The following is a 13,415-nucleotide window of genomic DNA, read 5'->3' as shown; positions in this document are numbered from 1 at the left end:
CCCCCAGCCCCTCTCCCCAAAAAAGGGGGAGAGGGGAGGACGGCGACGGCGGCTCTACTTCACCAACTCCGGCACCTTGGTCTGCACTTCACGGATGTCGGGGTTCACACTCACGACGCGGCCCTGTTTGTCCGCCAGCAGCATCGTGGGGAGGTTGACCACGCCGAAGTAGGTCGCGGCGGGGCCGTTGAAGCCGCCCGGCTCGAAGGCCACGGGGAAGGGCACCTCGTTCTCCTGGACGTAGGCGGCGATCGGATTGGGGGTGTCGTCCACGTTGACGGCGATGATCTCCAGGTCCGATCCGTACTTCTTGTACAGGTCCTTGAGGACCGGCAGGTTCTGCTGGCAGGGCTGACAGGCGACGTTCCAAAAGGTCAGCAGCGTGACCTTGCCGCGGGTGTCGACGTTGGACATCTCGCCGTTCTCACGGGTCGGCAGGCGGAACGTCAGCGGTTTGCCTTCGAGGTCCAGCCGCCGCAACGCCCCGGCCGCCTTCTGGCCGAGCTGCGACTCGGGGAACGTCTGGGCGAGCTGGCGGTAGTAGTCCTTCGCCTGGGCGTTCTCGTTCTGCTGCTCCGCCTCCATGGCGAGTTCGATCAGGAACGTGCCGGACTCGTTCGCGTCCTTGTACGTCTTGACGAAGTCTTCCCGAGCGGCCCGCCACCACTTCTCGAAGGCGTCCAGATCCTCCGGCTTGGGGTTCTGGCCCAGCGGCCGGCGGCGTTCGCCCCACTCCACGAACAGCGTCCGCTGATCGACGGTCGGCAGGGCGCCGTTCGCCTCGCGCTCGGCGAGCGTGCGGATCTTGGCCAGTTCCTTCTTGGCGAAGTCCCCGTCGATGTGTTCGTTGAGGAACAGGCCGTGGAAGGTGTCCGCTTGGGTCGTCAGCCAGAACGGGCGGTCGTCCGACTTGTCGACCTTGAACAGTTCCCGGTGCAGCTTGAGCTGCTTGGCGGCGAAGGCGAGGTGATCCGCCTTCGGAGCGTCCTGGTCGGGGCGGTCTTCGTTCAGCTTGGCGAGTTGTTGCAGCAGCTCCGCGACCTCCTCGGACAGTCCGGGGGTGGGCGGGACCGGCGAGCTTTCCGGCTGAATCAGCGGGCCGCCGAGCACGATCTGGCCGTTCCCCTCGACGGGGCGGGGCATCGTGGTCAGCTTCCAGACGACGTTGTCCAGCCGCGTGCCGACGCGGACCATCTCGGACAGCGAAACGATGCCCATATTGGCGCCGCCGGGCATCTCCACCAACGCGTTGGAGTTCTCCACGACTTCAAGTTCGCCGGTGCCGGACTGGCCGGGCAGGATCAGCCCCGGTTGGCCGGTGTTGACGCTCTGGAAGGTCGGCTTCGACTGCAGCATCTCCGATTCGTCCCGCATTTTCCGCAGCTGACCGGCGGGGTCGGCGAGTTGCTTGCTGACGCTCTCGCGGACCTTCTCGGCGACGCCGATTGACTCGAGTTCCTGATCCGTCACCAGCACGGTGGCCAGTTTGGCGGCGTCTCCCGCGAGCATCGCTTCGGCGGCGACGGCGGCGGCTTCGGCGGCGCTGATCCGGTTCCAGCGGTCGATCTTCCGGTCGCCGTTCACGTCCACGCCCCACTTCGTCCCGCCGAAGTTCACCCAGCGGAAGTTATTGCTGGCGACGACCGAATCCCCCTTCGCGTTCTTCTGGGCGCCGTCGCCGTCCCACTCCCGATACACCTCCATCCCCTGGTTGTAGTAGATGAACAACTCGATGGTGTTGTCGCCGTCCGCGTCGAGGATGCGACGCAGCGTCTGACCGTCCGGGCTGGAGACGACGTAGCCGCTGTCGTTGCCGCGGATCGGTTCCACGACGCACTTGTCCCACTCCGATTCGGGCGGGGTCTCGATCTCCACGCCCGGCCCGCCGGCCACCTTGGGCTGATAGGTGGAGAGAATCGCGGAGGCCGGCGGCGTGGACTGCGCGGCGGCGGTCTGCGGACCGACGGCCAACGGGGCGGCGGCGAGAACCGCGGCGGTCGCCCAGGCGCGGGCGGAACGCCGGGACGGGACGCGGGAAGCGACGGCGGAGCGGGGCATGATGGCGAGGCGGGGGGAAAGTGGCCGACAGTCAGCGCGGGAACGACGATCTTAGGTCGGCGCCCGCGCACGGGTCACCGCCGGTTTCCGCCGTCCGTCATTCCCATCGACCGATCGCCCGCCCGGACGTTCGCCTCTCAGCGGTATGGATCGCGGCCGGCGGACAACGCCGCCGCCGCCGCCTTCAGATCGGACCAATCCCCCGGGTTCGCCACCGGATAGACCAATCGGGGCAGCCCTTCGGGCGCCTCGGCGATCTCCCAACCATCCCCGACCCGACGCACCGGCGCCGCCGCGAGCGTTCCCGTCTCCGCGAGATCTTCCGCGAACCCGAGAATGACGACGGGCGAACCCGTTTCGAGTTCCGCCGGGACCGGCCCCCGTCCGCCGGGGACCGCCTCTTTGATCTCGCCTCGCATGCCGCTGCGGGAGTACTGCCGCACCTCCACCAGCGCCAGCGCATCCGCTCGGGCGAACTGCACGCGGTTGAGCGTCGGCGGATTGGCCCGCGTGGCCGCGAGCGTGCCCAACGCGATCGCCCAGACGAGGGCGACGACGATGATCGCCGGCCAGAGCCAGCGGAGGGCCGATGAAGTTTCGTAGCGGCGGCTTCCAGCCGCCGACTCTCCGCGAACGTCTTCTCCCGGCGGCTGGAAGCCGCCGCTACGGACTGGCGGAACGCTCACCGGGCCGCCGCGAGGGTGACGGCGTTCAGGTCGGCGTCGAAGGCGGTGGCGAAGGCGGCGTCGAAGTCGTACAGGCCGGCGAAGTCTTCTGCTTTATCGCCGTCGCATTTGCACAGCTCGCCGCGATCGACCAGCTCGAAGACGATGCGGCCGATGTCCTCGGTGTTGCGCACGCCCCACTGCTGCAGCACCGTCCGCGCCAGCCCGCCGAACTGCGCGGCGGCCAGTTCCCGGAAGCCGTCGCACAATTCCGCGGCGGTGATGTGTCGGCCGGTGCGTAGCTCGCCGGTGACGTGACGCGAGGCGACCGCCGGAGCGTCGTGGCCGGGCCCCGCGGCGGCGAGATCGTCCTGCACCTTTTGGAGCGCCTCGAACACGAACAGATACGCCTCCCGGGCGAACGGCCGCGCATCGGGGGCGTCGTTCTCTTCGGAGGACTCAGCGGGCCGGTCGTCGGGACGGTTCACAGCGAGACGGCGGTCGGTGTCGGGGCAGGCCGAGGCGATGGTAGCGGACTGTCGCCGCACGGCGACAGGCCGGCTTGGCGCCGAAATCGGGAACGTCGGCGAGCCGGGGCGTTCGTCCCCCCTGTCCAATGTTGCGCCGCGACGCCGGCGACACGAAATCGAGGCGCCCGAATCCCGCTCGCTCCGCTCCCGGTCCGGGGGGACAAGCCCCCCGGCTCGCCGATCTCATCGCCGGTTCGCCTCTCGGGGTCAGGACCGATTCAGATCGCACACCAGCGCTTCGAGCACCGGCGGAACCGAGGTGTTCAGGGCGATCTGGCCCTCCGCCTCGCTGAGCCGGTCCAGTGCCGCGGCGGCCCGTTCGAGTCGCTCGTCGGCGGAGGCCCTTTCCTGGGGAGTCTGGCCTTCCGCGAACTCCTCCGAGAGTCCCGCGAGGCGATCGCGGTACAGATCCGCGCAGAAGGCGAAGACCCACGCCGCCGCGGCCCGCTGGCTGGGGGCGTCAGAGCCGGCGGCTTCCACGGCGCCGACGACCGCCTTCGCCGCCGCGACCGGCCCGCCGCGACCGACGTGCTTCCGCACCACCTCCCGCAGCCCCCGCACCTCCGGGTCCGCCAATCGAGCCGCCGCGTCCAGACTGCCCCGCGACAGCCGGGCGACCTGTTCGGCCTCCGCGGGACTCTCCGCAAGTCCCTGATCGAGCAACAGCGCCGCGACGTCCGCCTCCGGCAGCGGGCCGAACCGCACCGTCTGACACCGCGACCGGATCGTCGGCAGCAGCGATTCGGGCCGGTCCGACAGCAGCATCAGCACCGCCCCGGCGGGCGGCTCCTCCAGCGTTTTGAGGAAGGCGTTCGCCGCTTGCGAATTGACGAGGTCGGCGTCCTCCACGATCGCGACTCGTCGCTCGGAGAGCGCCGGTCGGCGGGAGAGTTCGTAGCAGAGGCCGCTGGTGCCGCGGTCTTCCTTGTCGCCGACGAACGCGGCGAGGGGGATCTCCCGCTTGCCCTCCGGCAATCGCACGCGGTGCAGGTCCGGGTGGGTGTCCGCCGCGGCGGACACGCAGGCCTGACAGGTTCCGCAGGCTTCCAGTTCGTCCGGCGCCGTGCGGGTGCAGAGCAGGCAGCGGGCGAGCCGGTCGGCGAACAATCGCTTCCCCACCCCCGCCGGCCCCGCGAGCAGCAGCGCCGAGGAAAGCCGCCCCCGATCGACCGCCCGCCGGAAGCCGTCGATAACGGCGTCGTGTCCGCGGACGTCGTCCCAGACGGAGCCGCTTCCCCAGGAATCAGTCATTCGTGCGCTCCACCCAGCCGAGAGGTTCGTTCGCGTCGACCTTGGCGCCTGCGGCGAGGTTCTGCCGAACGAGCGTCCCGTCCGCGGGGCTGAGGGCATCGACCATCACCCCGGGCACGGTCAGTTCGACGACGCGCTCCCCGCGACGGACCGTTTCTCCCGTCTCGCACAGCCACCCGGCGAGCGTCGGCACGCACCCCGCCGGCAACCGACCGAACGCCGGTACGGAGATCGGCAGGTAGGGGGCGTCAGGCATCATTGCGGTCCGCGTCGAAGCGATCGAGGATCCGGTCGGGATCGTTCATGCGAAGCAGCCGGGCCGTCACCCGACCAACAGCGGTTAAGCCGACGATCAGAAAGTCGTCCTGCCGAAAGTGTTCCTCCCACGCATGGAGTCGTGGGTTGAACAGTGGGACGGGGGCCTGCTCTTGAGGGTCGAGGCCGGCGACGTCCGTGCCTTTGAACGCATTGCATGCCGGACAAGCCAAGGCGAGGTTCTCAGCGACGGTGGGGCCGTCATGCTTTTGGCTGATGCAGTGTTCGATGTGAAAGGTAATAAAGCCGAGGCCTTCCGGGAGCAGACAGTACTCGCATCTTCGGCGCGCACGCCTTCTGACGAGTCGTTTCAAGTCGGCGGGAACGGCGTCGCTCACGCCGCCACGGCCTGTTTCGCGTGCAGCGCCGCAACCGCGTTCTTCTTGGCGAGCCGAACGAGATGCTCCAGGTGCAGCGCCCGGTCGAGCTCCGCACGCTCCTCCGCCGTCAGACCGGCGTCGCCCTTGCTCTTGGCGATCAGGTCGCCGATCCGTTCGGATGCTTCATCCGACGGGTGGAAGTCGAGAACCTCCTCGGGAGTGCAGCCGCGTCCGAGAAACGCGGCGACTTCGGCGGTGAGCGTCATCAGTTCAACCAAGTGAGGAACGGTTCGCGTTCAGCACGTCCTTCATCTCGCCCGCATGGTAGCTGCTGCGGACGAAGGGGCCGCTGGCGACCAGGCCGAAGCCCAGTTCCCGCACCAGATCGCCGACTTCGTCGAACTCCTCCGGCGGGACGTAGCGTTCCACGGGGAGGTGCTCGCCGGTGGGTTGGAGGTACTGGCCGAGCGTCAGCATCTCGCAGCCGACGGATCGCAGATCGGCGCACACGTCCAGCAGTTCCTCGCGGGTCTCGCCCAAACCGAGCATCACGCCGCTTTTCGTCGGCATGCCGGGCGCCCGTTCCTTCACGCGGGCGAGCAGGTCGAGCGTCCGCTGATAGTCCGCGTTGCGGCGGACGCGGTGGTACAGCCGGGGGACGGTCTCCGTGTTGTGGTTGAAGACGTCGGGGCCGCTGTCGATCACGACGTCGATCGCCCGCACATTGCCGCGGAAGTCGGGGGTGAGCACTTCCACCGTCACATGGTCGTCGCACGCCTCTTTCACCGCCCGCACGCAGGCGGCCCAGTGGGCGGCGCCGCCGTCGGGCAGGTCGTCGCGGGTCACGCTGGTGAGGACGACGTGCTCCAGCCCCAAGCGTTTCGCCGCCTCGGCGACGCGGTCCGGTTCGTCGAGCTGCAACTGCTCCGTCTTCCCCTTGGGCACGCTGCAGAACCCGCAGGGGCGGGTGCAGACGTTCCCGGCGATCATCAGCGTCGCCGTCTTGTGACTCCAGCACTCGGTGCGGTTCGGGCACTTCGCCGACTCGCAGACCGTGACGAGGTCCAGATCGCGGATCACCTCATCGGTAAACGCCATCCCCGCGGCGGGCAGGGGACGGCGGAGCCACTTGGGGAGTCTTCTCTTCCTGTCAGTCTCCCGCGAAACCGCAAGCGGACGTTCGGGCGCCTCGAGGATATTCAGGACGGACCCGCGCGACGCTTGCGGTTTCGCGGCGCACGGGCCGGGGGCGTCGATGACTTCAAGCAGGGACATAGATTCGCTCGGTGGTCCGGCGGAGCAGCGGGTGGCCGGTGAAGGTGTGGACGACGTCGTAGCCGAGGCCCTCGGAGAGTCGGCGAATCAGGGAGCTTCTCACCGCTGGCATGCTGACCGGGTTGTGCCGGGCCGCCGAGAGGCTGGAGACGGCGCCCCCGCCGGCGGCGCCGCCCGGCCGCACGGCCATGCGGGGGAACTCCATCGCCGGCGCCACGCTGACGAATAGGCCCCAGCGACTGAACCCGTTCCGCACCCCGGCGCCGACCTCCGCCACCACCCCGGTGCGAGCGACGATCGCGGCGCCGTCCGGCGAGCGTTCGTGCGGCACCCGCAGATCGTCGCAGGTCGCGGACGCCGCGCCGAGCAGCACGTCCCGCAACAGGGCGGGGGTCAGCCGGTTCTCTTCGTCATCGGCCCGCGAGGCGACCGGCAGGACCGGATAGGCGCACAATTGGCCGGGGGAATGCACGATCGCGCCGCCGCCGCGGGCGACCCAGTCGGTCGTCATGGAACGGCTGCGGAGGTCGTTCTCGTCGCAGCGGAGATCGGCCCGGCTGCCCTCGCGGCCGACGGTCACGCCGGGCGGGTGTTCGCACAGCAGCAGGAAGCCGTGACGGTCCGTGCGGCCGGAGAGGTCGAACGCCAGCCGTTCCTGCAACGTCTTGGCCGACGCCCAATCAAGCCGGCCCAGTAGGTGGACGCTCAGCCCGTCGCTGCCGCGGTCCGGCAGGTGCGGGGTGAACGGATAAGTCACGGGGCGTGTCCGGCGGGCGGGAGGAGCGCTTCAGGAAGAAGCTACGGAAAGCGGCGACGGGCGTTAGACTGTCGCGTTCCCATCCTACGTCGCCCGGCGGCGCCCTCAAACGCCGGCGCCGACCCCCGTTCGCCGCACCCGTCCCCGCCCGGTTCGCTTTCCGCCCTCCGATGGCCAAGGCCAAGAAGTCCAAACGCAAGAAGACCAGCGGGGAAGACCCGAACGAGCGGGTCATCGTGCGCAATCGGAAAGCGAAGCACGAATACGAGTTGATCGAGGAACTCGAAGCCGGCGTGGTCCTCCACGGCAGCGAGGTGAAGGCCGTACGCAACGGGGACGTCTCCATCGAGACGGCCTTCGCCACCGTGAAGGGCGGCGAATTATGGCTGAGGAACCTGGATATCGGCGAGTACGCCGAGGCCGGCCGCTATCAGCACGACCGCACCCGCGATCGCAAGCTGCTGGTCCGCAAAGCCCAACTGCGAAAGTTCGCCGAGGCGAACGAGCAGAAGGGCCTCACGCTGGTGCCGATCGACGTTCACATCTCCCGCGGCTTCGTGAAGGTGAAGCTCGCCGTCGCCCGCGGCCGCAAAACGCACGACAAGCGGCAGAAGCTGAAGGCCAAAGAGGACGACCGCAAGCTCCGCGAAGCCAAACGGCACTTCGTGTATTGAGCGCCACCAAAGGCCCCCGAGCCCCGACCGTCAGGGAGGGGCCGCTCTCACGGGTCCGTCGTTCAAGAGGACCCAAAGAAGATGTTTGTGACCAGAGTTGAGTTCGGCGCCTCGGAGCGACCCCTCCCTGACGGTCGAGGCTCGGGGCTAGATGGCCGGGCTCACGAAGCGTCGAACTCACAAATCGGCGGTGGTTCGAGCGGATCGCCCTGGCCGGATACGACGTATTCGACGACCCGGCGTAGCGAATCGAAATCGGCGACGTACTTCGTACTTCCATGACGCGACCACACCCTCCGGTCGCTGTCGATGAGTCCGGCCTCCCGCAGTCCCCGGGTCGCGTAGGCCTTGAAATCATTGAGAACCCGCTCCGGCGACGCCCCCTCCGCAGAGACGACGACGTGCCAGTGCGTCGATCGGATGTGTGAGGCGAGGAGCGACCAGCCACGGTGGGCGCAGACCGCCACGATGCGATCTTGGACGCAACTTCGCTCTCGGACATTTAACGCGACCGGCGGCTGCGTCATCAGGCTTCGCTCGAATCGGACTCGAGCGTCGTTTCTTCGATAGTAGGGCGAGCCGGGGCGACGATGGTCGTCGTCCACCGAACCGGCCGCGTCCCTGTGCAACCGTGAGCCGTAGGTGTGGGCCGTGAGGAAATAGGCGACTGGGTCGTCCACGACCGCACTTTGAACGGACGCCCGTCGATTCGCAATTCCCCCCGCCCCGAGCCCCGACCGTCAGGGAGCGGGCCATTTACGGTCTTGGCTGCCCAAGCGCAGGGGCGAAGAGCTTTTCCGGCCCGCTCGTCCGACCAAACCTGCGAGAGCGGCCCCTCCCTGACGGTCGGGGCTCAGTGCCTGCTCACAGCCCCTCCCTGACGGTCGGGGCTCAGCGGGATTTCATCGGCGTGATAGTCTCACGATTTGATGCCCCGCGATTCGCGGGCGCCACAGTTCACGTCCCGCGTCGTCCTCCAGGCGGACCCGCCAGCCGGCGTAGTCGGCGAGGTGCAGGAAGGCCGCGGCGACGCTTCGGCCGGGGTCCGCGAGGATCGCTTCGCCCTCCTCCGCCAGCGTCGCGGACAGCGTGTTCAACAGCGCCGCGTGCAGGTTCGGCTGGTAGAGCAGGTCCGCCCCGATCACCCGGTCGAATCGCTCCGCGGGGGGCAGAACCGGCGGAGCGAACCAGTCCAGCGGCTTCGCGTCGATCACGAGTTCATTGGCGGCGGCGTTGGCCGCGGCCAAGGCGACGGCTCGCGGTTCGAGATCCGTCGCGGTCACGGTTCCCCCGGCCGACGCCGCCGCCAACCCGAATCTGCTCCTCCGCGAGGCCAACAAACAGAAGGCCGCGGGCGATCTGGACGGGGCCGTCTCCACGCTGGAACAGTTGGTCGAGCTGGTCCCGACGCACGTTGCGGCCCATGTGGCGCTCTCCACCTACCTCGAACGGCTGGGGCGGAAGGACGAGGCGCTGGAGCACGCCAAGAAGGTGCCGGAACTGGAGCCGGACGACGCCTTCAGCTACACCCACCTGTCGGTGATCTGCCAACGATGCGGACTGATCCCGGAGGCGGAGGACGCCATGGCGAAGGCCCGCATGATCCAGATGCGCGGCTGACCGTGCCGGCGTTCCCGCGTCCCCCCGAGACCGGCCCGGCCTCGCCCGGGAACGACGATTCGACGATCGATCCGCGCGATCGGGGGGAACCGCCGCCGCGCTGGGCGACGCGACTGCTGAATCGCTTGGGCCGTCGCTGGTGGCTGATGACGGCGGCCCTGCTGCCGGTCGTCGCCGGACTGGTCGGCTGCGGGCTGAGCGTCGCCGCGATGCGGGAACTGGTCCTCGCTGGCTTGCCGATTGAAGCGCTCTTCGCCGCGGAGGTGCCGCGGGCGGTGATCCTCTGCTTGTGGCTCGGTCTGGCGGCGGGCGGGCTGGTTGTCTTCACCGCTCCCGCCTGGAGCGCCCGACCGTTCGCGGTGATGTGCGCGGCGACCGCCGCGGCGATAGCGCTCGACGCCGGCGCGCAGGATCTGGAGATGTCGCTCGAAGGCCGCGGGACCGGCCCGCGGGAGATCTTCAGCGTCTGGATTGCCCCCACGGTTTTGGGGCTGTTGGCGGTGATTCTCTACCTCGAACACAAGCACGGCCGGCACACGGTCCGCAACGACGAGGACGGCCCCGCGCTGCGGGTGTGGACGCCGGACGAATAGCCAGTCGGATCACGTGCACCCCTCTCCCTCAGGGAGAGGGGCCGGGGGTGAGGGTGAGGAATCCTCACCCGCGATCGCTCCCAGACCTGCGATCGAGCGTGACAGACTCGGGGGCATGAGGAAGAACAATTGGACGACGCCAGCCCCCTCACCCCCAGCCCCTCTCCCCCAAAAAGGGGAGAGGGGAGTACGGGTCACCGGCGCCCGCGTTCGATCAGCGGCTACCCTGCGATCGCGGCGGCTCGCACCGCGGCGTCATCCCACGGGAGCCCCCAGCCGGGGCCTTCGGGAATGGGGACGGCTCCGTCGATCACCTCGGGGCTGCGGCGGTACTCCTGCACCCGACCGAGGTTCGCGATCGTCGCCCGCACGACGGTGTCCGGGAAGGCCGCGACGCCGGACCGCGGGGCGTGCGGGGTGATCGGCAGCTTGGCGCCGTCCGCGATGCGGGCGACGGTCAGCAGGCGGATCGCGCCGCCGACGTAGAAGAGGTCCGGCTGCATCGGGCGATACAGTTCCGCCTCCGCGAACTGCCGCCAGCGGGCGAGCATCGAATCCTGTTCCCCGCCGGCGAGATCGATCCGCACGTCCTTGGCGTCGAGTTGCTCGCGGACCTGCTGAGTCGCCGCCACGTCACGCCAGTCGCAGGGTTCTTCGAGAAAGCCGACGCCGTACGCCGCGAACCGCGTCGCCGCGCGGACCGCCTCGCCGGAGGAATAGCTGCCGTTTGCATCGAGCAGGATCTCCACGTCGTCGCCCCACGTCTGCCGGGCGAGTGCGACCATCGCCAGATCGCGGGCGTTCTGCTGCGGGGTGGTGCTCATGCGGCGGCCGACCTTCAATTTGACGGCCGTCGCGCCAGTGGCGGCGAGGTCGGCGGAGGCCTGTTCGATGGCCTCCTGCGGGGTGGTGTCCCGGTCGAACCGGGAAACGTACACCTTCAACCGCCGCCGGCGCCGCCGGCCGAGCAGGTCGGTGCAACTCGCCCCGGCCCGCCGACCGAGCAGGTCCCAGATCGCCAGTTCGCAGTGCGCGACCGCGTTCCAGAACGGCATCCCGACGTATTTATAGTGCCGCGCCGCGGTATCGACGTGGTCGACCAGATCCGGCAGATCGCGGGCGTCGGCGCCGACGAAGTACGGCGCCGCGAGCCGGTCGAACAGGGAGCGGATCTCCGGCAATCGGTTGTTCGCCGGGACGACGCCGACGCCGCCGTCCGCGGCGGTCACCCGTACCGCGGTCGTCGGTCCGTCGGGACCGTCGAGGGTGACGACGTCGAAGCGTTCCAGCGGGATCGCCTCCGCAAACCGATCGTGCGGGTCCGGCACGACCCCGCCGTGGTTCGGATGCGCGTGGGCCCGACCCGGCAACAGGCCCGCCGCCAGTCCCCCGACGCCGGCGGCGAGGACGGTCCGTCGGGAGGGGCCGCCGGTGGAGCGATTGGGGGTGTATAGAAGAGGAGAAGACATGGACGGCCTGAGCGATCGAGGGTTCCCGACAGTTTAGCGATCCGTCCACCCTTCCAACTGCCGCCACGTCCGCCGCAGCCCCCACGCGGCGGAAATCAGGGCGAGCGGCTCCGTGACGAGCAGCAGCAGGAACAACGCTTCGGCCAGTTCCTGCCCCGCCGCGGAACGAGCGCTGACCAGATAAAACAGGCTGACCCCCGAGGCGGCGCCGACGGAGCCCAGCGCCCCGGCGGCCATCAGCCAACGTCGCCCCTGAACCGCCCGGCCCCGTGCCCGCAGGCAGCCGAGCAACAGCAACGCCCACGCCGCTCCCAGGGCGACCACCGCCGCGGCGAGGATGAAGAACACGACGTCCACGGTCATCGCATCGCCGCCGGTTCGGCGATCGGCTCAGCCGTCGGTTCGGCGATCACCGCCGCGGCCAGCGCGGCCCGCCCCGCGAGCGCCAGGGCCGCCAGTCCCGCCGTAAAGGCCAGCACCGCCCACGGCAGGGCGGCTTCCCACCACTCGAAGATCCAGATGTCCGGCAGCCCGTGATTCAATACGCCCCCCATGACGAGTTCCTGCCAGAGGGCGAGGAGTACCATGACCGTCTTCGCGATCGCGGCCGGTGCGAACAGCAGGCCCGCCGCGATCGCCCACCGTCCGCCCGCGGTGCCCCGTCGCCAGCGGGCGCCGCCGGCGAATGCCAGCCAGCCGATCACGCTCCACAGGGCGATCGCGACGAACGCCAGTCCGATCAAGATCGCAGCGTCCTTCATCTCCCGGCGTCTCGCTCGCCGGAGGGCTTCTGCAGCGATGTCGGCGGATCGAAGGGAGCGTCGAGCGGATCGAACGGCGCGTCCAGGGCGTCGGTCTGCTCCCCGCCGACGGCGTTCGCCCCGGCGGTCGATCCGGCAGCCGCGACCATGGCCGCCGCGTCCAGATCGGGATCGCGTTCGGCCACCCGCCACGAGACGACGGTGCCCCACAGCACAAGGCCCGGGCAGGCGATCAGCCCGACGGGGATCGCCAAGAAGGCCAAGCCGAATAGCTCCGGCATGTCCACGTCCCCGCCCGCGTTGATGATGAGGGTCAGCATCCCGCTGCAGCCGGCGACCACGCCCATCGCGACGCCCGCCGCCGCACCGAGCATCACCCGCCCGGCCCCGTCGACGGCTCGATTTCCGGAGACGAATCCGGACGCCTCGACCGATTGCGAATCGCGTCTCCCCGCGGCCCGGAAGAAAGCAATCAACCAGATCACCGCCACGCCGTAGCCCGCGGCGGTGAACGACCACATCAGCAGTTTAGCGAAGGCCTCGTTCATGCTCCCACTCCAGGAGAGCCTTGCGACTTCACCGCCTCGTCGGCGGCCCGCCACGCGGTGAACAACGCCTTCGCCAACGCCGCATTCGAGCCGACCCACACCGCGATCAGAACCACGACGGAGGCCAGCGCCACGGACTCCACCCACGCCGCGTTGCCGGGCCCCGCGATGACCCCCAGGGGGATCAACATCACCAATCCCAAGCCGACGGCGCCGTACAACGCCGCGGAGACCAGCATCCATCCGCCCCCCGGCGTGCCCCACCGCCTGCGCCGCAGGCCCATCGCTCCGGTGAACAGGACCAGCCCGATCCAGTTCAGGCCGTACAACAGCATGAAGCCGACGAACAGCAGTTCCGCTCCCCCGAAGAACATCAGCCCGCCTCCCCGGAGCCAGTCCGTCGTTCCGTCGCGATGCGGGGGGACGAGGTCGAAGTCACGCGGCCTGCGGCGGGAGTGAGAAGGGAAGGGAGCCTACCGCATCGTCCCGCCGCCGTCCCCCGGCGCGAGCGGGTCGGTCAGCGAGCCGGGCAGCGAGCCGGGCAGCGGGTCGTGTCGGATCACCCGGTCCCGGTGTTGA

19 protein-coding genes are annotated in these 13,415 nt (G+C 69.4%); 3 read left to right on the top strand and 16 right to left on the bottom strand.

Annotated elements, in window-relative coordinates; genetic code table 11:
• Positions 1-54: 54 nt before the first annotated feature.
• From LzC2_RS16530 to LzC2_RS16490, 9 genes are all read right to left on the bottom strand, one after another.
• Entirely contained in the window at positions 55-2,058 is a 2,004-nt protein-coding gene (locus tag LzC2_RS16530; RefSeq protein WP_171189032.1) for a TlpA disulfide reductase family protein, read from the bottom strand.
• A gap of 137 nt (positions 2,059-2,195) precedes the next feature.
• Positions 2,196-2,744, bottom strand: coding sequence for a hypothetical protein (locus LzC2_RS16525; RefSeq protein WP_171189030.1), 549 nt, complete (start codon positions 2,742-2,744; stop codon positions 2,196-2,198).
• Positions 2,741-3,211 carry a Minf_1886 family protein gene (locus tag LzC2_RS16520; protein WP_171189028.1) on the bottom strand — a complete coding sequence of 157 codons (471 nt, stop codon included), beginning with the start codon at positions 3,209-3,211 and terminating at the stop codon, positions 2,741-2,743. The genes LzC2_RS16525 and LzC2_RS16520 overlap by 4 nt, the downstream gene beginning before the upstream one ends.
• A 249-nt stretch (positions 3,212-3,460) precedes the next feature.
• Entirely contained in the window at positions 3,461-4,504 is a 1,044-nt protein-coding gene (gene holB / locus LzC2_RS16515; RefSeq protein WP_171189026.1) for a DNA polymerase III subunit delta', read from the bottom strand.
• Positions 4,497-4,760 (bottom strand): biotin/lipoyl-containing protein, encoded by a 264-nt coding sequence (locus LzC2_RS16510; protein WP_171189024.1) that lies wholly within the window; start codon positions 4,758-4,760, stop codon positions 4,497-4,499. Before LzC2_RS16510 ends, holB begins: the two co-directional genes overlap by 8 nt.
• Positions 4,753-5,157, bottom strand: coding sequence for an HNH endonuclease (locus LzC2_RS16505; protein ID WP_171189022.1), 405 nt, complete (start codon positions 5,155-5,157; stop codon positions 4,753-4,755). The genes LzC2_RS16510 and LzC2_RS16505 overlap by 8 nt, the downstream gene beginning before the upstream one ends.
• Complete coding sequence (locus LzC2_RS16500; RefSeq protein WP_171189020.1) at positions 5,154-5,405, bottom strand: hypothetical protein; 252 nt, start codon at positions 5,403-5,405, stop codon at positions 5,154-5,156. The genes LzC2_RS16505 and LzC2_RS16500 overlap by 4 nt, the downstream gene beginning before the upstream one ends.
• A gap of 4 nt (positions 5,406-5,409) precedes the next feature.
• Positions 5,410-6,414 (bottom strand): lipoyl synthase, encoded by a 1,005-nt coding sequence (gene lipA, locus LzC2_RS16495; protein WP_171189018.1) that lies wholly within the window; start codon positions 6,412-6,414, stop codon positions 5,410-5,412.
• Positions 6,401-7,171: a lipoyl protein ligase domain-containing protein gene (locus tag LzC2_RS16490; RefSeq protein ID WP_171189016.1), complete on the bottom strand. Its 771-nt coding sequence runs from the start codon at positions 7,169-7,171 to the stop codon at positions 6,401-6,403. Before LzC2_RS16490 ends, lipA begins: the two co-directional genes overlap by 14 nt.
• 170 nt (positions 7,172-7,341) lie before the next feature.
• Here LzC2_RS16490 and smpB point away from each other — a divergent pair, with 170 nt between their 5' ends.
• On the top strand, positions 7,342-7,845 hold the full coding sequence (gene smpB, locus LzC2_RS16485) for an SsrA-binding protein SmpB (protein ID WP_171189014.1): 504 nt from the start codon (positions 7,342-7,344) through the stop codon (positions 7,843-7,845).
• Positions 7,846-8,006: 161 nt separating this feature from the next.
• On the opposite strand, the gene LzC2_RS21705 is transcribed toward smpB, so the two are convergent.
• Together LzC2_RS21705 and LzC2_RS16475 are read right to left on the bottom strand one after the other, a co-directional pair.
• Positions 8,007-8,525, bottom strand: coding sequence for a hypothetical protein (locus tag LzC2_RS21705; RefSeq protein WP_194362416.1), 519 nt, complete (start codon positions 8,523-8,525; stop codon positions 8,007-8,009).
• Positions 8,526-8,747: 222 nt separating this feature from the next.
• Entirely contained in the window at positions 8,748-9,128 is a 381-nt protein-coding gene (locus LzC2_RS16475; RefSeq protein WP_171189012.1) for a class I SAM-dependent methyltransferase, read from the bottom strand.
• Between LzC2_RS16475 and LzC2_RS16470 the strand changes: the two genes are divergently transcribed.
• Together LzC2_RS16470 and LzC2_RS16465 are read left to right on the top strand one after the other, a co-directional pair.
• Positions 9,067-9,465, top strand: a complete 399-nt coding sequence (locus LzC2_RS16470; protein ID WP_246255072.1) for a tetratricopeptide repeat protein — start codon at positions 9,067-9,069, stop codon at positions 9,463-9,465. The two genes, LzC2_RS16475 and LzC2_RS16470, sit on opposite strands and share 62 nt — an antisense overlap.
• Positions 9,466-9,467: 2 nt before the next feature.
• Positions 9,468-10,058, top strand: a complete 591-nt coding sequence (locus tag LzC2_RS16465; protein ID WP_171189010.1) for a hypothetical protein — start codon at positions 9,468-9,470, stop codon at positions 10,056-10,058.
• 221 nt (positions 10,059-10,279) lie between these two features.
• Here the strand turns inward: LzC2_RS16465 and LzC2_RS16460 are convergent, their stop codons facing one another.
• Genes LzC2_RS16460 through LzC2_RS16440 form a run of 5 tightly spaced genes read right to left on the bottom strand, consistent with a single transcriptional unit; the run spans position 10,280 to position 13,210 of the window.
• Entirely contained in the window at positions 10,280-11,527 is a 1,248-nt protein-coding gene (locus tag LzC2_RS16460) for a mandelate racemase/muconate lactonizing enzyme family protein (protein ID WP_171189008.1), read from the bottom strand.
• Positions 11,528-11,560: 33 nt separating this feature from the next.
• The gene (locus tag LzC2_RS16455; protein WP_171189005.1) at positions 11,561-11,890 is read right to left on the bottom strand and encodes a hypothetical protein; all 330 of its coding nucleotides are present in this window, start codon (positions 11,888-11,890) and stop codon (positions 11,561-11,563) included.
• Complete coding sequence (locus LzC2_RS16450) at positions 11,887-12,288, bottom strand: hypothetical protein (RefSeq protein WP_171189003.1); 402 nt, start codon at positions 12,286-12,288, stop codon at positions 11,887-11,889. The genes LzC2_RS16455 and LzC2_RS16450 overlap by 4 nt, the downstream gene beginning before the upstream one ends.
• Entirely contained in the window at positions 12,285-12,836 is a 552-nt protein-coding gene (locus tag LzC2_RS16445; RefSeq protein WP_171189001.1) for a hypothetical protein, read from the bottom strand. Before LzC2_RS16445 ends, LzC2_RS16450 begins: the two co-directional genes overlap by 4 nt.
• Positions 12,833-13,210, bottom strand: a complete 378-nt coding sequence (locus LzC2_RS16440) for a hypothetical protein (protein WP_171188999.1) — start codon at positions 13,208-13,210, stop codon at positions 12,833-12,835. The genes LzC2_RS16445 and LzC2_RS16440 overlap by 4 nt, the downstream gene beginning before the upstream one ends.
• Positions 13,211-13,415: the final 205 nt, after the last annotated feature.

The sequence above is a fragment of the Alienimonas chondri genome, assembly GCF_013036045.1.
Classification (GTDB): domain Bacteria; phylum Planctomycetota; class Planctomycetia; order Planctomycetales; family Planctomycetaceae; genus Alienimonas; species Alienimonas chondri.
This window is presented reverse-complemented; position numbering and strand designations above follow the sequence as displayed.